The sequence below is a fragment of the Streptomyces hebeiensis genome, assembly GCF_052983195.1.
Genome location: NZ_CM129812.1, coordinates 3,668,430 through 3,687,285 on the forward strand (window position 1 = coordinate 3,668,430; position 18,856 = coordinate 3,687,285).

Here is an 18,856-nt window from a genome sequence, read left to right on the forward strand (position 1 = left end):
TGTGACGGAGGGGAGCGCGGACGTCATGCCGCTCAACTGGAAAGCCCGGAGCGCCGGTGAACACCGGCCGGGGAAGAGAAACCGACGAAGACGAGTCACGGCCGCACGCGTCCCCGCGGCGCTGACCTGCGCGGCCCTCTCCGTGCTCACCGTCCTGTCGGCCCTGTCCGCCCCGTCGGTGGCGGGGGCGGCGCCGGCCGGAGCCGCCCCCGGTCGCACCGCCGAGCGGCCGGGCGCCACGACGGACCGCCTCACCGACCACCTCACCGACCGTCTCACCGACCGTCTCACCGACCGGGGAACAGTCGCCCGCCTCGTCACCGGTGAGCGACTGGAGCTGACGGGACGGGAGGACGCGGCGGGCGTGAGCGGTGCGCCGTCGCGGGCGCGCCACCTCCGTATCGACCCCGCACCGAACGGCACCGCGCCCGGGCGCTACGCGTACACCGTGGCGGACGGCGAGCTGAGCGTACGGCCGGTGGCCCGTCGTACGGCGGCGGCGCCCACCCGCGTGTCCCTCCCCGGCAGGGGAGCACGCGCGGCGGCGGCACGCACCGCCGACGCCGGCACGTACCCCGTCACGCTGACGATCACGCACGCCGACGTCACCACCAAGACGTTCACGCTCTGGGACCGGGCGACCTGGACCCCGTACCCCGTGAACAGTGACGCCGGCGGTCCCGCCTCGACCGTCGAACTGCCTCCCGGCGACTACTTCGCCGTGGCCCTGCACAGCGATCCGGGGCAGCCGAGCTACCTCCTGGCCCGTACGTTCGAGGTCACCGACGCCGGGCTCACGGTGGCCTTCGACCAGCGGGCGGCCAAGGAGACGGCCGTCACCGTGCCGGACGACGCCACGGCCGTCCGGCGCGGCTCGGCGGTGTGGATCTCCGTACCGGGCGGGGACCTGGCCGGGTTCGCCGGACAGGGCGCCGACAAGGTCTACGCGACGCCGTTCTCCGTGCCCGGGGCCGCGCTGCGCGTGCACGACGTCCTGGTCAAGAAGGGCACGTCGGCGTCCGTGCCGAGTCCGTACCGCTACGACCTGACACACGCCTTCACGGACACGGTCCCCGCCGCGCCGGTCGCGCGGGTGCGCACCGCGCAGCTCGCGAAGACGGTCACGACCGTACGGGCGCCGAAGGCGGGGGTCGGCGCGGCGCTGCTCTCCGTACCGGAGACGGGGCAGTGGACGGGGGTCTACCTGGACGCGCCGGTGCGCGCCGGCGGTACGGTCACCGAGTACGTCACGCCGGGCGTCACCTACGCGCGGATGCTCCGGTACGGCACGTACGAACACGCGCTGACGCTGCCGGACCGGACCCTGCCCGCGCCGTCGGCCGCCGCCCCTCCGGGGGCGGCGAACCCGGCCGCCACGAACACGGCCGCGACGAACGTCGCCCCGACGAACGCCTCGGCGCGCGAGACCTTCGGCGCGGCACCGTTCCAGCCCGGCCCGGACCAGAGCGGCGGATCGTCGCGGCAGGGCGGCAAGCTGTCCCTGTACGAGCCGGGGACGTTCAGCGACGCCGCCGGCAACGCGGGCGGCGACGAGCGCTCCCGGGCGTCGTACCGGCTCAGCCACCAGGGAAACACGATCGTCCGGGCGGACGGGCTGAAGCCCGCCCAGGGGGTGTCGGCCTCCGTGCCGGCGGGCTCCCGGACCTACGAACTCGATCACACCGTCACCCGCAAGGTGCCCTACGCGCGGCTGTCCACCCTGGTGCGCAGCGAATGGAGCTTCGCCTCGCAGGACACGAGCGCCCGCGCACCGCTGCCGCTGATCGGTGTCGGGATGACGGTGTCGGGGCTCGACGCGCGCAACACGGCGGGGACGGATCCCGTGACGGTCACGGCGCGGGCGGTCACGCGCGGCTCGCAGGCCGGGGAGACGGTGACGGGGATCGCGTACTCGACGGACGACGGCGGCCGGTGGACGGACCTGCCGTTGACCCGCACGCCGTTGACCGACTCCTCGACGCGTCCGGGAACGGGGGGCCCGGGGGCGGGTGCCGGGGCCGGTGCGGGTGCCGGGGCCGGTGCCTCCCGCATGTCCGTCGCCGGTCCAGGGCCCGGGGCCGGGGCCGGGACCGCGTCCAGGGCCGGGACCGCGTCCGCGCGCCTGCCGGTTCCGACGACCGCGTCCTTCGTCTCCCTGCGCGTCACGGCCGTCGACGACGAGGGCGGGAGCGTACGGCGTACGGTCCTGCGCGCCTTCGCCGGGCCGGCGACGCAGGGGGACGAGACGGTCGGCGGGACCCGGATCTCCGGTGTGACGGTCAACGGGGGCAAGCCCGTCGTGTTCACGGCGACCGGCGAGCAGGAGTTCACGGCCCGCTTCACCGCCACGGACCCGGCCGGGGTCGCGGACGGCGATCTGTACCTGTACCACGGTCCGCCGGACACACCCGACGGTGTCCTCCTCGCCACGCGCCCGGCCACCTGCACCCCGGTGACCGCCACCACCTCCACCTGCGAGGCGTCCTTCGCGTACGTCGATCCCCGGCTCACCCTCGGCAGGAACGCGCTCGCGGGCGCCTGGAAGGCCGCCGTCTGGGCCCGGTCGAACGACGGGAGCGGCCTGGCCGATCTGCGCGCGGCGACCACCGTCCAGCTCCAGCGCCACTCCCGGCTCACCGTGAACGCCGCGCCCGAGCCCGTGCGCAAGGGCGGCACACTCACCGTCGCCGGCGGACTGAGCCGGGCGGACTGGGAGGGCGCCGCCGACCCCGACGGCGCTTACCAGGGCTACGCGGGCCAACCCGTCAAGCTCCAGTTCCGCGCGACGTCGGCGACGGCGTACGCCACGGTCAAGACGGTCGAGACGGGCGGCACCGGCGAGCTGAGGACCACGGTCAAGGCGACGGCGGACGGCTACTGGCGCTTCGTCTTCGCGGGCACGCCGACGACTCCGGCGGTCACGACGGCGGGCGACTTCGTCGATGTGACATAACGTCAGACATCCGTGGGCGGCGGCGCTTTCCGAGTGTCCGATGAGGACGGGGGCTCACCTCGGTGCGGAGTCCACCGGGCCCGCCGGGCCCGACGGGCCCGGCCTACCGAGCAGTTCCAGGGCCTCCTCCCACCGGAACCGGTCGCCGCCACAGCCCTCCTCGGGCCGGTCGGGCCCGTGCCCGCCGATCAGGACGCCCATCGCGCTCAGCCGGTCGATGCTCTGCCGGTACGCGGGATGGGCGGCCTGGGCCGCGTTCAGGCACGGCAGCACCGCGATGGGCACCCCCGTCCCGTACGCCTCGCACAGCACCCCCAGGGCAAGTGTGTCGGAGATCCCCGCCGCCCACTTGTTGACGGTGTTGAACGTGGCCGGGGCGACGGCGATCGCGTCCGGATCCGGCAGCGGCCGCGGCTCCCCGGGCAGCCGCCACTCGGACCGCACCGGATACCCGGTCTGCTCCTCGACCGCCTCCCGGTCGATGAAACCGAGCGCGAGCGGAGTCGCCACGACCCCGACCCTCCACCCGCGCTCCCGCGCGGCCCCGATCAACGCCCCCACGCCCCCGGCGATCCCGGACGCGCAGACGACGACATAGAGGAAGGGGGCACGGGGAGCGGCCGGGGAGGCGTCGGACTCCACGGTCGTACGGGCGGTGGCGGACTGGTCGGTCACGCGGGCGGCTCCGGGGGTGTGAGTCGGACATGGGCCGGAACGGACGGGCCGGCAGGGCGGAATCGTACGACGCCCGTGTGCGAGGGCCATGAGCCGCCGGGCCCCGGGGCTGAGTGACCACGAGGCCGAGCGACCACGGGTCCGCCAGCCCATGGGTCCCCGAGCCCACGGGTCCCCGAGCCCACGGGTCCCCGAGTCCACGGGTCCCCGAGTCCATGGGTCCCCGAGTCCATGGGTCCACAGGTCCGCGAAGATCCTCGTTCGCGAGTGCCGAATCCTTTACTTGAGGGTCACGTGGTCCACTAGTCTTTCACCCGTCACAACACCGGCCTGCCGAGCGGTAGTTGGCCGTCCCTTGCCGTCCGTGTGTTCGTGACCCCCGTCCCCCTTTTTTTGCTTTGTGTCGAAGCAGATCACCAGAGCAGATCACAGGTCTCAGATACCGCGCAGCGGCACCCGCGTGTCCCCTGTGCCGGGAATCGACGCTGGAGGCAAGCTGCGCATGCCGGATTCGAGCGGTGCCGACCCCAGACGGCGCTCACAGAAAGGCCCCGCCGGCGGGGTGTCGAGGCGTATCGCGGTGCCACTGAGGTGGCCCCGGCCGGACATCGCTCCGTTACGGCATCCGCGGGTGCGCAGCGGCCCGAAGGACTCCGACCTGCGGCTGTTCGAGGGGGCCGGGGCGGCTCGGGGAGCGGCGGGTACGGCGAGCGGCGCGTACGGGGCCGGGAGCGAGGGGGCGGGTGAGGGCCGGCGGTGGAAGGCTCTGCCGCAGGGCCGGCTCGTGGTGAACACCCTGCTCGTCGGTGTGGTCGCGGTCGCCTGCGGGGTCGGGCTCGTGATGCTCGCCGGACCGTCGGAGCGGCGCGTCGAACGGGCCGCCTCGCCCGGCACGGACCTCGGCACGGCACCCCAACTGCCCGGCTTCGCCGCCGGCACGACGGACGACATACCGGGCGATGTCACCGAGCAGCCCCGGACGCCGCCGACCGACGCGAGCGAACCCGCCTCCGCCTCCGGCCGCTCCACCGACAAGCCGCCCGCCGCGTCGTCGACATCGGGGTCCCCGGCCGGCAAGCCCGCCGGGCAGGGCGACGGCGGCACGGGAAAGGACACGGGAGAGGACACGGGACGCGACAACGGCGAGAACACCGGCGGGGACACGGGCCACGGCGCGGGCGCGGCACCGCACCGCCCCGGCGCGCCGGCGGCCCCCGCCACCCGCGAACGCGCCATGCAGGCCGTCAACTACCCCGACCGCTACTGGCACGTCCGCGACGGCGTCGGCCTCCTCGAACAGGTCGACCGCCGCGCGGCGCTCCTCACCGTCACCGACGGCCTGGCGGGATCCGGCTGCTACTCCTTCTCCCTCGGCGACGGCCGGTACCTGCGCCACCGCGACTTCCGGCTCCGCGCCGACACCGACGACGGCACTTCGCTTTTCAAGAAGGACGCGACCTTCTGTTCCAAGCCCGGTGTGTACGACGGCAGTGTGCTGTTCGAGTCGTACAACTTCCCCGGCCGTTTCATCCGTCACCGCGACTTCCGGCTACGGCTCGAACGGTATGAGCACAACGGCCTCTATCTGACGGACGCGTCCTTCCGGATGCTCAAGGGATAAGGGATCCCCGTGCGCGGAGCGGCCGTACGACCTTCTGACGGCGGGCCTCGGGCGCGTCTGAACCACCGACAAGATCCAGCCGTTTTCGGCCCCCTGCCCATGACCCCGGAGCCGGACGCGACCGCCGCGCGGCGCGCCACCGCCCGCCCGCCGGCCGGCACCGCCCACCCGAAGCCACCGGCCTGACCGCGTCTGCGGCGGGCCGCGTGGTGGACGCACGGCGAGCCCGGCGCCGCCCTCCGACGCTGCCTTTCCGCCACCCGGATCGCTCTTGTGCCGGTCTCCGTGAAAACTATTCGGCCGGTCCGCTGTCATAGGACCCCCGCGAGGGGTCATAATGGAGACGTAGCCCTTCGTGCATCCCCCGTCGCGAAGGGCTACACCTATGCGCCGACCACGTCGGCACCGCGACGGAACCCTCTCACCCGGCGCGCACACCGCGCACCGCGCACCGCGCACCGCGCACGACGACGTTCCACACGGGCAGGGAACTCCCCTCGTGGTTCCCTGCCCGTGTTTTTTCGAGTTAACAGTGACGTAGAGTGTTTACGCAAGTCCGTTCCAGGGAGCGGTACGGGAAACTCCGTATACGTCTGGTAAAGAACGGTCCCGCCGACCGATTCGGTTACAGTACGGGCCCGTTGACCGAAATCGAACGTCACACAGCGCCCCATGAGCGAGCGGCGGCGGATGGAACCGTGTGACGCGTGAGCGTGGGGGCCCGGATGGACAACGGCGAGGAGCACATGCCGGAGCTGACAACGTTGCGGCAGAAGGTCGAGTACATGGTCGAGAAGACCTTCCCGGGCCAGAAGATCTCCGGACGCGTCTTCGCCGACCTCGTCAAGGAACGGGGCGGGTCGCTCTCGCACAGCTATTTCTCCAACATCCTCGCCGGCAAGGTCACGCACCCGTCGGAGGACATCCTGCGCGCGCTCGGCCTGGGCTTCGGTGTCGACTGGCGCTTCTTCAAGGAGGAGTCCGAGGTCGTCGACGAGGTGGTGGCCGGGCTCCAGTTCCTCGCGAAACGGCGTACCGGGGAGATCAGCGGGGTGGCCGGGCGCGGCCTCGACGACGACGGCCTGCCCCCTGAACTGCTCGAATTCGCGCTCTCACTGCTGGCCGACAGCAAGGAGGGCACCAACAGCGGGACCGGCCCGACCACGGGTCACGGCATGGAGGGCGGCGAGGGCCGGGCGCCGGACAGGGAACCGGGACCGTAGCGCACGCGTGTTCACGGCCACTGGCTAGAATCTCCTGGCCGCACGTCATGTACACGCGATGACGATCGAACGATCAGAGGTCTCAGAGGTCTCCATGTCCATGCGCGAGCTGCGAAAAGAATGCGAAGCCGGGCTGGCCGACCTACCCATACCCGCTCCGTTCAGCATCCCGGCTCTGGTGGCGAACATGGAAGCGGCCCGTGGCCGCACGATTTCGCTGCACGAACTCCCCGACCGGCTGGCCCGTGTCAACGCCGCCTGCGGACTGCGCCTGAAGGCCGGTGACACCAGCTTCGTGCTCTACCGGCGCCGCCCGACCGCGTACCAGACGCAGCACGTCATCCTGCACGAGTTGTGCCACGAGTGGTTCGACCACGGCACGACCCTGGACGCGGACCAGTTGCGGAGGCTGCTGCCCGTCTTCGACACCTCACTGATCACGCGGGTGCTCTCGACGGACGCCTCCGACGCGGCCGGCGCCGACGCCGCAGCCGCCCGTGGCGCACCCGGTTCCGACGGCTTCCCGCCCGCCGTCGCCGAGGCGCTCCGCTCGGGCGGCCCGATCCAGGCCCGCGCGCAGTACGACACCCACGACGAGCGGGTAGCCGAATTCGGTGCCTCGCTCATCGCGCGCATGGCCACGGACGTGACGAGCGACGACATGATGGGCCGCCTCGCGAACTCGCTCTCCCGCCCCGTGGCACACAGGCGCCGGCGCTTCTTCCGACGGCCGTGACACCTCCGTACGTTCTACGTAAGCTCCTCGCGTACGGCCTGTACCCGTCTCCCCCGTACCCCCTCCGCAGACGCCCCGAGGACCCCGTGTGAGCCCGCTCGACCTTGCCGGATATCTCATAGCCGGCGTGATGACAGCCGTAGCCCTGTGGCGTATGCCGGCCGCTCTGTGGGGCGACGAGGAGGACAAACGGCGGCGCGCGCTGTGGGGGTGCTACGCCGGGTTCGCCATCGCCCTGTGGACGAAGACGCGGATCGTGCGGACCGGGCTCAACAACAGTCCGGTCACCGACCTCTCGGTACTGATCAAGCACTACACGGCGACCATCGCCATCCTGGCGATCCTCAGCTACATCGTCGCCATCTACGGGCACTACCCGGAGGGCGGGGACGTCCCGCGCCACGTACGGTTCGCCCGGCTCGTCCAGCAGGTGGCGACGAAGGCGTCGGCCGCCACGCTGATCCTGCTGACCGTGCTGTTCTTCACGGTGGTCGACCGGTCCGTACCGTCGGACCGGTTCGTCTCCGACCACGCGGGCCAGTGGGGCGCGACGCTCTACATGAGCGTCTTCTACCTCTACTTGGGCGCCGCCTCCGCCGTCTGCGCGTACCAGTGGGCCCTGGCCACGGCGGGCGCCGCCCGACGCCACCTGCGGGTGGGCCTCGGCATGATGACCTTCGCCATGTTCATCGGGGTCGGTTACACGGTCAGCCGGACCCTGTTCATGTGGGTCAGCGTCGTCGACCAGCCGGGGGCTGACTTCGCGCGGACCTTCGACGAGGTCACCGAGGCCGCCCAGGTCGTGCTGTTCGCGTTCTTCGCGCTGGGCGCGTCCATCCCGGCCTTCCACAAGGGCTGGCGGCGGGCGAAACTGTGGCGGGCCCAGGTGGCGCTGCATCCGCTCTGGTACGAGCTGATGACGGCCTTCCCCGACCAGCCCTTCGAGCCACCCCTCTCGCTGCGGCGGGAGCTGACCCGCTTCGACACGCCCGCCGATCTCCGGGTGGACCGCTGGGCGGCCGACATCGCGGACGCGGTGGAGAAACTGCGCCACTACGTGCCGGACGGCCTGCTCGCCGGGGCGAAGGAGGCGGCGGCCGGGGACACACCCGACGCGGCGAAGGCGGGACCGCTCGCCGAGGCGTACTGGATCAGCGCGGCCCTCGCCGCCAAGGCGGGCGGCGCGACGGCGGGCAAGGCGGCCGCCGTCGAACAGCAGCACGCCATGGACCAGGAGGGCGAGGTCGCCTGGCTGGTACGGGTGGCGACCGCGTATCGGACGATCACCCCGGAGCGGAGGCGGCGGCTCCTGGACGGCATGGGGCTCCCGAGCGCGGCGGAGGGGCCCGCGGGCACGGAGCGGACGGCGGCGACGACGGAGCGGACGGCGTGAGCGGTACGACGACGGAGCACGGCGCGGACGACAGCCGTACGGCGGGCGCGGGCAGAACCGACGAGATCAACACGGCCGACGAGACCAAAGTGGCCGACGAGACCGACGTGGCCGATGTGGCCACCGGCCGGGGCCGGAGCGATCGCGTCACCTCGCTCGCCCGCGCGGTCACCGAGGTCTTCCAGCCGCGCAACCTGCTGCTGGTCGGCATGGTCGGCATCGGACTGGCGGCGGCCGGCGACTGGACCGGCCTGCCGTGGGGTCTCCTCGCGGCCCTGTGCGCGGGCATCGTCCCGGCGAGCTACATCGAGTGGGAGCGCAAGCGCGGCACCTGGGGCGACCGGCACGTCGTCGACCGCACCAAGCGCGCGCCGATCTTCTTCGTCATCCTCGGCTCGACAGGCGCCGGTTCGGCGGTGATGGTCCTCGGCGGCGCGCCCACCGGCATCCTGGTCACGATGCTGTCCCTGTGGGGGATGACGATCGGCCTGTTGTCCGTCAACACCGTGTGGAAGATCTCGGTGGACGCGGCGGTCGCCTCCGCGGTCGTGGCGCAGCTCGCGGTGGTCCACTCCCCCTGGTGGCTGCTCGCCTACGCGTTGACCGTCGCGGTGTGCTGGTCCAGGGTGGCGCTGCGGTACCACACCGTGGGGCAGACGATCGCGGGGGCGGCGCTCGGCGCGGCGACGACGGCGGCGTTCCTGTTCGTCTGACCGGAGCACGTCCGGCCGGGTCACCCGTCACGACGAGCCGGGGGCGTCCGGCCCGGTCGGCCCCGGCTGCCCCGTCCACTCCGACGGCTCCGTCGGCTGCGTCTGCTCCGTCGGCTCGGCGGCGTGGGTGACCAGGTCCGCGAGGTCGGGGAACGCCGCGAGCCCGGCGGACGCGACGGGTTCGGCGGACTGCGCCGGTGCCAGCGGCTGCTCGGCCCAGATGGTCTTCCCGCGCGCCGTGTAGCGCGTGCCCCAGCTCTGGGCGAGCTGCGCGACGAGGAAGAGGCCCCGGCCGCCCTCGTCGCTCATGGTGGACCGGCGCAGGTGCGGAGAGGTACTGCTGCCGTCGGAGACCTCGCAGATGAGCACGGTGTCGTCGCGGATCAACCGCAGATGGATGGGGGCGGTCGCATAGCGGATGGCATTGGTGATGAGCTCGCTGACGATCAGTTCGGTGGTGAACGTGACCGATTCCAGCCCCCATGAAGAGAGCGTTCCGGTCACGTCGGCACGTACGCGCGCGACCGCGACCGGATCGTCCGATACCTCCCGGACCACGACGTGCTCGGCGTCCAGTGCGCGGGTACGTGCGACGAGCAGGGCGACATCGTCCTCCGGCCTGTTCGGGCCGACGGGCAGCAGGGCCTCGATGACCGCGTCGCAGGTCTCCTCGGGCGAACGCGCGATCGGCGCCGGGCCGGCGAGCGCCTGCCTCAGTCGCTCCAGGCCGGCGCCGATGTCGTGCTCGGGGTTCCCGAGCAGGCCGTCGGTGAACAGCACGATGTCGCTGTGCTCGGCGAGCCGCATGTCGTACGTCTCGAAGGGGAAGCCGCCCAGCCCGAGCGGCGGACCGCCGGGCACCTCCGGGAAGGCGACGCCGCCGTCGGGCCGGACGACGGCCGGGGCGGGGTGGCCCGCCCGGGCGAGGGCGCAGGAGCGGGACACCGGGTCGTAGATCGCGTACAGGCAGGTGGCTCCCATGAACCCGGTCCCCGCGTCATCGGCGCCGCCCGCCGCTCCGGGCTCCGGCTCGCGCCCCCGGCGGCCCTCCTCCTGGTCGAGCCGGATGACGAGTTCGTCGAGGTGGGTGAGGAGTTCGTCGGGCGCCAGGTCGAGCGCGGAGAAGTTGAGGACGGCGGTCCGCAGCCTGCCCATCGTGGCGGCGGCGTGCAGGCCGTGGCCGACGACGTCGCCGACGACGAGGGCCACCCGGGCTCCGGAGAGCGGGATCACGTCGAACCAGTCCCCGCCCACCCCGGACCGGGCCGGCACATACCGGCAGGCGGCCCTGACCGCGTTCTGTTCCGGCAGGTCGCCGGGGAGCAGACTGCGCTGGAGGGACACGGCCGTGGCGTGCTCGCGGGCGTACCGCCGGGCGTTGTCGACGCAGACGGCGGCGTGGCCGACCAACTCCTCGGCGATGGACAGGTCCTCGGCGTCGTACGAGGCCCGCCCCGTTTGCCGGTAGAAGCTCGTGACGCCGAGGACCGTGCCCCTGGCCCGGAGCGGCACGGTGATCAACGACCGTATTCCCTGGTCGACGACCCACCGGCCGTGCGCGGGCTCGCGGAACCGCCGGCCGGGGTCCACGGACAGGTCGGGCACGAGCGACGACTGCCCGTGGGTGAGGCTCCGGCTCTGCGGCGAGCCGGTGCTGTAGCGGACGAGCCGCCCCGTCTCGTAGAGCGGCCGCCGGCCGTTCGCGGCGGCGGTGGCCATCCGGCGGAGTCCGTCCTTCGTCAGGGGAGGCTCCTCGCCGTGCGCCATCGACTCGAACAGGTCCACGGTGACGAGGTCGGCGAAGCGTGGCAGGGCCGCCTGCGCGAGTTCCTCCGCGGTCCTTGGCAGGTCGAGGGTGGTACCGACGCTCACGCTCGCGTCGTAGAGCAGCTTGAGGCGTTCCCGGGCCTCCGTGGCCGCCCCGGCCAGCGTCCGCAGTTCGGTGGTGTCCCGGAGGGTGACGACCGTGCCCACGGTGCGTCCGCCGACCCGCGTCGGCTGCTGGTTCACGGCCAGGAAGCGGTCCGCGGACCGGTGCACCTCGTCGGTGGCGACGCGGCCCTCCGTCAGGAGCCGGGTGAGGGGCCCGCCGAGGCCGAGCTCGGCGACGGGCCGCCGCTGGGCGTCCGCCGGCAGGTTCAGCAGGCGGCGTGCCTCGTCGTTCGCCAGCAGCAGCCGGCCGTCGCGGGCGACGATGAGGACCCCTTCCCTGACGGCGTGCAGCACGGCGTCGTGGTGCTCGTACATCCTGGTGATCTCGGCCGGTCCGAGTCCGTGCGTCTGGCGCCGCAGACGTCTGCTGACGACCGTCACTCCGCCGACGGACGCGGCGAGCGCGCCGGCACCGCCCCCGAGGATGGGGGGAAGCCGACGGTTGACCGCGGCCGAGGTGTCCGCGACCGTCACTCCGGCGTTGACGACGGCCACCACCCTGCCCCTGGCGTCGAAGACGGGGACCGCCGCGCGGATCGACGGGGACTTCAGCGTGTGGCCCGGGACCATGTCCGTGAAGGGGCGGCCGGCCGTGGCCGGGTACAGGGGTCCGCTGACGCGCTTGCCGATGTAGCCGGGATCGGGATGGGTGTAGCGGATCCCCTTCGTGTTCGTCACGACGATGTAGTCGACGCCGGTGTCACGCTGGGTCTCACGTGTCACCGGTTCCAGCCGCGCGCTCGGGTCGGGCGATCGCAGCGCGGGGAGCAGCCCGGGAGAGTGTGAGAAGGTCTCGGCGACGGACAGCGCGCGGGCACGAGCCACGTCCTCGCCGGTGTGGCGCGCCTGTGCGACGACCGCGGCGACCGCGCCGCCCACCAGCAGCACGATGATCACCACGACGAGGGCGAGCATCTGGCCGGCGACCGTACGCGGCCCGAGCCGCCGACGCGGCCGGGGCTCCGGGTGGCGGGGCCGCGACTGGCGGGGCGGCGGACGCGGACGGACATCTCGATACATATTCACCTCCTTCACCACACATGTGATGCAAATCACATGTGTGGATATCTTTACGCGTTCATGGCGCGCGGGCCGGCCCTCCGGGGAAATCGGGGGCCGGTTGTCAGTGGCGGCTGGCAAGCTTCTCCTCGCGCACCGAGCGTGGCCACTCGATCACGAACGGTGCCTGGCCGGTGCGTTTCATCGGCTCTGTACGTGCGTCTGTTGGTGCGTTTGTACGGGAGGGGCGGTTCGATGACAGCACAGCACGGAACGAAATCCGGGGCCGAGCAGGTGTCCGCGTCCGAACGGCTGCTGTTCGGCGGGCCGTTACGGTACGACATGGGCTGGAGCAAGCACGAGGACGCCGCCCTCCAGCTCAACCTGCGATCTGTGGTCAGGCGGCTGCCCGGGCTGGTCGGGACCACGGTCGGGCTGGCCCGGGAGGCGGACAGGGGCGCGCTGCGGCTGGTGACGCTGGCGGAGGTCGGACGGGGGATCGGGCAGGCGGTCGGGCTGATCGCCGTCAACCGTGTGCTGGCGCACCTGCTCGGGGAGGGCTCGACCACCGACCGCCTCACGGGGGCCGCGCCCGCCCTGGCCGTCGCGGGTGGGGCCGCGCTGCTCGGGGCGGTGCTGCGGGCGCTGTCCACGGCGGGCACGGGGCAGTTGGAGCCGAAGGTCGAGCGGGTCGCCACCGAGCGGTATCTGACACACACCGCCCGGGTCGAGCTGGAGGCGGTCGAGGACGACGAGTTCCACAAGCTGCTCGACAGCGCGCAGTACGGGGCGAGTTCTGCGCGGCGCATGGTGCAGTACTGCCAGAGCGTGGTGACCGCGCTGATGTCGCTGGTCGCGTCCGCCGGGGTGCTCGCCCTGCTGCACCCGGCGCTGCTGCCGCTGCTGGTCGCGATGACGGTGCCCAGCGCGTGGGCCGCGCTGACGGTGGCCCGCCGCCGGTACGTGTCGTTCCAGGTCTGGGTGCAGCACGCGCGGGCAGGGCGGCTGATCAGCGGTTTGCTGATCTCCACCGACGCGGCGGCGGAGATCCGGGCGCACGACGTGGGGCCGTTCCTGCTGCACCACTTCCGGGCGATGTCGCAGTCGCAGGAGGCCGAGCAGCGCCGGCTCTCCCGGCTCGATGCCCGCACGGGCCTGATCGCGGCCGGCTGGACCGGCCTGGCGACCGTCGCCGCGTACGCCGCGCTGGGCGGGCTGTTGTGGGCGGGCTCGATGGCGCTGGCCGTGGGCGGGACGGCCGTCCTCGCCATCCGCACCGGATCGGCCGCCCTGGAGAACCTGATCCTCCAGGTGAACCACCTGAACGAGGAAAGCCTGTTCGTCGGTGATCTGCACCGGCTGTGCGAGGAGGCGGGCCGCCGGGCCATTCCGGTCGGGGGGCGCCCGCTGCCCCCGGCGCCGGCCGCCATCACCTTCGAGGACGTGGTGTTCACGTACCGGGGGAAGGACAGCCGACGCGCGCTCGACGGCGTCTCCCTGACCATCCCGACCGGCAAGATCGTCGCTCTGGTGGGTGAGAACGGCAGCGGCAAGACCACGCTGGTCAAGCTGTTGTGCGGGCTCTATCGCCCCGACTCGGGCCGGATCCTGTGGGACGGACTGGACGCGGCGGAGGCGGACCGTCAGGAGCTGGTCTCCCGGGTCGCCGTGGTGGGGCAGGACTTCTACCGCTGGCCGTTCACGGCGGAGGTGAACATCAGCATCGGCCGCAGCGAGGTGCCGGTGACCGAGGAACGGCTGACGGACGCCGTCCGGTACGCGGGGGCGGAGGAGCTGATCGAGGAGCTGCCCCGCGGCCGGCGCACGCTCCTGGCCCGTGGCTTCAAGGGCGGCCACCAGCTCTCCGGCGGGCAGTGGCAGCGTCTCGGCCTCGCCCGCGCCCACTACCGCGCCGGCCGGGTCCTGGTCGTCGACGAGCCCACCTCGGCGCTCGACGCCCGAGCGGAACAGCGGCTGTTCGAGCAGATCCGTAGCCTCGCGGACGCCGGCCAGACGGTCATCCTCATCACCCATCGCCTCGGCTCGGTACGGGCCGCGGATCTGATCCACGTCCTCGACCACGGGCGGGTGGTGGAGAGCGGCACGTTCGACGACCTGCTCTCCGACACCACCGGCGGACCGAAGGTGTTCCGCGACCTCTACCGCCTCCAGGCCGCCCAGTACGCACCGCAGGCACCGCCCGCACCGGCCGCCTCTGATGCCGTGTCCGGAGCGGTGCCCGGGACAGCGCCTGGGGCGGTGCCCGGCCCCCGGGCGTGAGGGGCGTCGGGCCCGGGCCGCCGCACTGCCCAAGGGCGTCGGGGCAAGCCCTGCCGGATGGTCAGACTCGCGCGGTCCCAGCGGTCCCAGCGGTCCCAGCGGTCCCAGCGGTCCCAGCGGTCCCAGCGGCCCGGACGATCCCGGTGGCATCGGCGGCGTCGGCAGGCCGGGAGTCCGTGGCCACCGGGCCGCTCGGGCCGACGACACCGGCCTTTCCCCCGACCATGGGCTACAAATGCGGGGTCCACCGATCACGGAGACAGAGGCGGGGGGAGACAGACGTGACAGGGCAGGAAAGCGGGACCTGGACCGGGACCGGGGCCGGCAGCGGAATCGGTGCCAGTACCGAGACCGGGGCCGGCGTGGAGACCGGAGGCGGGGCCGGTAGCGGGGGCGGGACCGGTAGCGGGGGCGGGGCGGGCAGCGGAGGCGGGGCCGGTAGCGGGGGCGGGGGCGGGACCGGCGGCGCGGGCGGGGACGTCGGTGGCGTTCCGGATGCCTATCTGACGGGCTACGCCGACATCCTCGCGGCGGCGGCCGCCACCGGCCGCCGCCTCACCCGCGACGAGCTGCTGGCCCGTCGGCAGCTGGGCGAGCAGGCGGCCGACGCCGGTTACGGACTGCGCGCCCTGGTCGGCGCGCACCTCGCCGCCGCCCGCCTCCACTGGCCCCTCACCCGTGCCACCGACTCGGCCGACAGCGTGCTCGCCGCCCTCGAACAGTCCGTGGACGCCTTCGCCGAGGGTTACGAACGCGCGCAGCGGCTCGCCGTACGGCAGGAGGTCGCCGCGCGCCGGGAGTTCATCGACGACCTGCTGTACGGGCGCGGCGAGCTGGGCCGGCTGGCCGAGCGCGCCGAACGCTTCGGGCTGCGCCTGTCCTACGAGCACGCCGTGGCGGTCGCCGAGGGCCCGGTCCCGTACGACGAGGGCGACGCCGTGCCGCGCTCGGTGGAACAGGCCCTGGTCAGCCGGTTCGGCGACCGCAGCATTCTGCTCACCACCAAGGCCGGCCGGCTGGTGTGCATCGCGGCGGGCGACGAGGCGGACGTGCTCGCCTTCTTCGCGAAGCAGGCGTACGCGGCCACGGACGGCGGCCGGATCGGGATCGGCCGCCCGCAGCCCGGCCTGGGCGGGGTGGTGCAGTCGTACGAGGAGGCCCTGAACGTCCTCGACCTCGCCGCGCGCCTCGACCTGGACGGTCCGGTCCTGCGCGCGGCGGACCTGCTCGTCTACCCGGTCCTCACCCGCGACCGGCAGGCGATGACGGAACTCGTCGTGAACACGCTCGGCCCGCTGGAGGCCGCGCGCGGCGGCGCCCAGCCGCTGATCGAGACGCTGTCCGTCTACTTCGACGCCGGGTGCGTGGCGGCGGAGGCGGCGCGGCGCCTGTCGCTGAGCGTACGGGCGCTGACGTACCGGCTGGCGCGGATCCACCAGCTGACCGGGGCGGACCCTGCCGACCCCGTGCACCGGTACACCCTGCAGACGGCGGTGATCGGAGCACGGCTGCTGGGCTGGCCCACACGGGCGTTCTGAGGCCCGAGCCGGGCCGGAGCACCGCGAGAACGCCGGTCGGGGAACGCCGGGGAAGCGTCGCGGGAAGGACGGCGAAAGGTCCGCGGAAAAGTCCGACGGGACCGGCGGAACGGCGGACAGGCAGGGGCCCCGTCTGATAGGTGCCTGTGACAACGACCCGGCATTAAGAACGCGTTAAGACTGCCGGGTTCCGGCAATGCGTACATCCGTTCACGCATGGAAACATGACCGGCGAACAAGGAAGCGCGGAAGTGACGGCGCGGGGCGAACGCGGGACAACCGCGGAAGGAAGCCCGGAGGAGACACGGGCAGAAGCACGCGAGAGGCACGGGACACGACGCGGAACCGGCGGTATCCAGCGGCAACAGGGGGAGGGAACGTCCCATGGGCTTGTTTCTCGGTCTCGGCATCGCGGGGATCGTCCTACTCATCCTCTCGCTGGTCTTCGACGGGGTGCTCGAAGGGCTCTTCGACGGGGTCGGCGCACTGGACGGCCTCTTCGACGGGCTGCTGTCGCTGCCGGTGATCGCCGGTTTCGTCTCGATGCTCGGCTTCGGCGGCGCCCTCGTCCTGGGCACGACGGACCTCGGCACGGGACCGGCCACCGGCACGGGGGTGGTGGCCGGTCTCGGCGCCGGATGGCTGACCTGGCGGCTCAGCCGGGCGCTGATGAACGACCGGACCGCGGTCGCGCCCCGGGGTGAGGACCTCGTGGGCACGACGGGCACGGTGGTCACGGCGATCCCGGCCACAGGCTACGGGGAAGTACTGCTGAGGCTGAGCGGTCAGCCGGTGAAATTCGCCGCGAAATGCGCGCAGCCCGTGGAGTACGGCGCGGAGATCTGGGTGGAGGAGACGCTCTCGGCGAGCGCGGTCTCGGTACGCCCGGTGCGGCGCTGACGGACCGACGGGCTGGGGGCGGGCCGCGGCGACGCGGGTCGGCCGGCCGGGCGGACGGGGGTCGTCCGGGCGGCCGACCGCCGGGGCGCGGGCGTGCGCCCCACGCGTACGGCACCCCCGTATGGCACGCGTACACGCACAACGATCCTGCTGCCGTCGTCCAGGAGACAACGGGAGGCACGGGGAGCCAAAGGAGAGAACCGTATGAGTCCAGTCGTCACAGCCGTGGTGGGGATCGTCGTCCTCGCCGTCCTGCTGGCACTCGTCGTGATCACGCGCTACAAGGTCGCCGGTCCCAGTGAGGCGTTCATCGTCACCGGACGGCGCGGCAAGCGCACGACCGACCCGGACACCGGCCTGGTGTCCACCGACAACAGCGGCCAGAAGGTCGTGGTGGGCGGCGGGGTGTTCGTCATCCCGTTCGTCCAGCAGAAGTTCTCGCTGGACCTGTCCAGCCGCCACATCCCGGTGGCGGTACGGGGCGCGGTCACGCTGCGCGGCGTGAAGGCCAACCTCGAAGGCGTCGCCATCGTCAAGGTCGGCGGTACGGAGGACTCCATCAGGGCGGCGGCCCAGCGGTTCCTCCAGCAGCAGGGCGGGATCGTCGGCTTCACCCAGGAGGTCCTGTCGGGCGCGCTGCGCTCGATCGTCGGCCGCATGTCCGTGGAGGACATCATCCGGGACCGCGCGGCCTTCGCCGGCCAGGTCGCGGAGGAGGCCGAGGCCAGCCTGTCCGGACAGGGGCTGGTGCTGGACGCGTTCCAGATCCAGGACATCACGACGGAGGGTTCGTACCTGGAGGACCTCGGCCGCCCGGAGGCCGCGCGCGCCAAGCAGGAGGCCGACATCGCGGAGGCGGTGGCGCGGCGCGCCGCCGAGCAGGCGCGGCTGAAGGCCGAGGAAGAGATCGCGATCGCCCAGCGGACGTTCGCGCTGAAGCAGGCCGAGATCAAGGCCGAGACGGACGAGGCCGCCGCGCGTGCGGCCGCCGCGGGCCCGCTCGCCCAGGCGGCGCGCGACCAGGACGTCCTGAGCGAGCGGGAGAAGGTCGCCGAGCGCCAGGCCGCGCTGACCGACCGCGAGCTGGACACCAAGGTGCGCAAGCCGGCCGACGCCGCCCGCTACCAGGCGGAGCAGGAGGCCGAGGCGCGCCGTATCGCCCAGGTCAAGCAGGCCGAGGCCGACGCGGAGCGGTCCCGCCTCACCGGTGAGGGCGAGAAGGCGCACCGCGCCGCGCTCGCCGACGCGGTACGGATCGAGGGCGAGGCGGAGGCCGACGCGATCGGCGCGAAGGGCGCGGCCGAGGCGGAGGCGATGCGGAAGAAGGCGGACGCGTTCGACCGGTACGGCGACGCGGCGGTCCTCCAGATGCTGGTCGAGGTGTTGCCGTCGGTCGTGGCGAAGGCGTCGGAGCCGCTGAGCGCGGTGGACAAGATGACGGTGATCTCGACGGACGGCGCGGGCAAGCTGGCCCGTACGGTCACGGACAATGTCGCGCAGGGCTTCGAGCTCCTGGGCTCGACGACGGGAGTCGACCTGGCCGAGCTGCTGAAGGGCATCGCCGGGGGCAAGATCGCGGAGAAGAGCGCCGGGAAGAACGTGGCGTCGAACACCGAGACGAACGCCGAAGCGAACGTGGGCAACAGCACGGTCGGGAGCGGCGCCGGGGGCGGAGCCGGGAACAACGGCCGTATCGAGCTCACGGATTAGGAGTCCGTTCAGCCGGCGTCGGCGAGCCTTGCCGCACGGTCACCTCGTGCGGCAAGGCTCGCCGTCGCCGTTCGCCGTCTCCCGGAGTTCACCGGAGTTCATCTGACGGCCCCTTGTACGGATCCTCTGTTCACCTGCCGGCTGTCGCACCGTTCATCGGGCGCCCCCTAGTGTCGTCCGGCT

At 72.7% G+C, this 18,856-nt stretch carries 12 protein-coding genes; 10 read left to right on the forward strand and 2 right to left on the reverse strand.

Annotated elements, in window-relative coordinates; translation table 11 throughout:
- Positions 1-25: 25 nt before the first annotated feature.
- Positions 26-2,953 carry a hypothetical protein gene (locus ACU6P3_RS16040; protein ID WP_447197701.1) on the forward strand — a complete coding sequence of 976 codons (2,928 nt, stop codon included), beginning with the start codon at positions 26-28 and terminating at the stop codon, positions 2,951-2,953.
- Between the two features lie 54 nt (positions 2,954-3,007).
- On the opposite strand, the gene ACU6P3_RS16045 is transcribed toward ACU6P3_RS16040, so the two are convergent.
- A complete protein-coding gene (locus ACU6P3_RS16045) occupies positions 3,008-3,595 on the reverse strand; it encodes a flavoprotein (protein WP_447197907.1) in 588 nt (195 codons plus the stop codon).
- Positions 3,596-4,259: 664 nt separating this feature from the next.
- Here ACU6P3_RS16045 and ACU6P3_RS16050 point away from each other — a divergent pair.
- The 5 genes from ACU6P3_RS16050 to ACU6P3_RS16070 all read left to right on the forward strand — a co-directional run bounded on the left by ACU6P3_RS16050 (position 4,260) and on the right by ACU6P3_RS16070 (position 9,314).
- Positions 4,260-5,249 carry an AbfB domain-containing protein gene (locus tag ACU6P3_RS16050; RefSeq protein WP_447197702.1) on the forward strand — a complete coding sequence of 330 codons (990 nt, stop codon included), beginning with the start codon at positions 4,260-4,262 and terminating at the stop codon, positions 5,247-5,249.
- Positions 5,250-5,974: 725 nt separating this feature from the next.
- Positions 5,975-6,472, forward strand: coding sequence for a hypothetical protein (locus ACU6P3_RS16055; RefSeq protein ID WP_447197908.1), 498 nt, complete (start codon positions 5,975-5,977; stop codon positions 6,470-6,472).
- Positions 6,473-6,566: 94 nt separating this feature from the next.
- On the forward strand, positions 6,567-7,208 hold the full coding sequence (locus tag ACU6P3_RS16060) for a toxin (RefSeq protein ID WP_447197909.1): 642 nt from the start codon (positions 6,567-6,569) through the stop codon (positions 7,206-7,208).
- An 88-nt stretch (positions 7,209-7,296) separates the two neighbouring features.
- Positions 7,297-8,601, forward strand: a complete 1,305-nt coding sequence (locus ACU6P3_RS16065) for an MAB_1171c family putative transporter (protein WP_447197703.1) — start codon at positions 7,297-7,299, stop codon at positions 8,599-8,601.
- 89 nt (positions 8,602-8,690) lie between these two features.
- The gene (locus tag ACU6P3_RS16070) at positions 8,691-9,314 is read left to right on the forward strand and encodes a hypothetical protein (RefSeq protein WP_447197910.1); all 624 of its coding nucleotides are present in this window, start codon (positions 8,691-8,693) and stop codon (positions 9,312-9,314) included.
- 27 nt (positions 9,315-9,341) lie between these two features.
- On the opposite strand, the gene ACU6P3_RS16075 is transcribed toward ACU6P3_RS16070, so the two are convergent.
- Positions 9,342-12,266, reverse strand: coding sequence for a SpoIIE family protein phosphatase (locus ACU6P3_RS16075; protein ID WP_447197704.1), 2,925 nt, complete (start codon positions 12,264-12,266; stop codon positions 9,342-9,344).
- Positions 12,267-12,500: 234 nt separating this feature from the next.
- Here ACU6P3_RS16075 and ACU6P3_RS16080 point away from each other — a divergent pair, with 234 nt between their 5' ends.
- The 4 genes from ACU6P3_RS16080 (at position 12,501) to ACU6P3_RS16095 (ending at position 18,673) form a co-directional block, all read left to right on the forward strand.
- A complete protein-coding gene (locus ACU6P3_RS16080) occupies positions 12,501-14,525 on the forward strand; it encodes an ABC transporter ATP-binding protein (RefSeq protein ID WP_447197705.1) in 2,025 nt (674 codons plus the stop codon).
- Positions 14,526-15,028: 503 nt separating this feature from the next.
- Positions 15,029-16,063 carry a PucR family transcriptional regulator gene (locus ACU6P3_RS16085; protein ID WP_447197911.1) on the forward strand — a complete coding sequence of 345 codons (1,035 nt, stop codon included), beginning with the start codon at positions 15,029-15,031 and terminating at the stop codon, positions 16,061-16,063.
- Positions 16,064-16,447: 384 nt separating this feature from the next.
- A complete protein-coding gene (locus tag ACU6P3_RS16090) occupies positions 16,448-16,963 on the forward strand; it encodes an NfeD C-terminal domain-containing protein (protein ID WP_447197706.1) in 516 nt (171 codons plus the stop codon).
- Positions 16,964-17,167: 204 nt separating this feature from the next.
- The gene (locus tag ACU6P3_RS16095) at positions 17,168-18,673 is read left to right on the forward strand and encodes a flotillin family protein (protein ID WP_447197707.1); all 1,506 of its coding nucleotides are present in this window, start codon (positions 17,168-17,170) and stop codon (positions 18,671-18,673) included.
- Positions 18,674-18,856 lie beyond the last annotated feature (183 nt).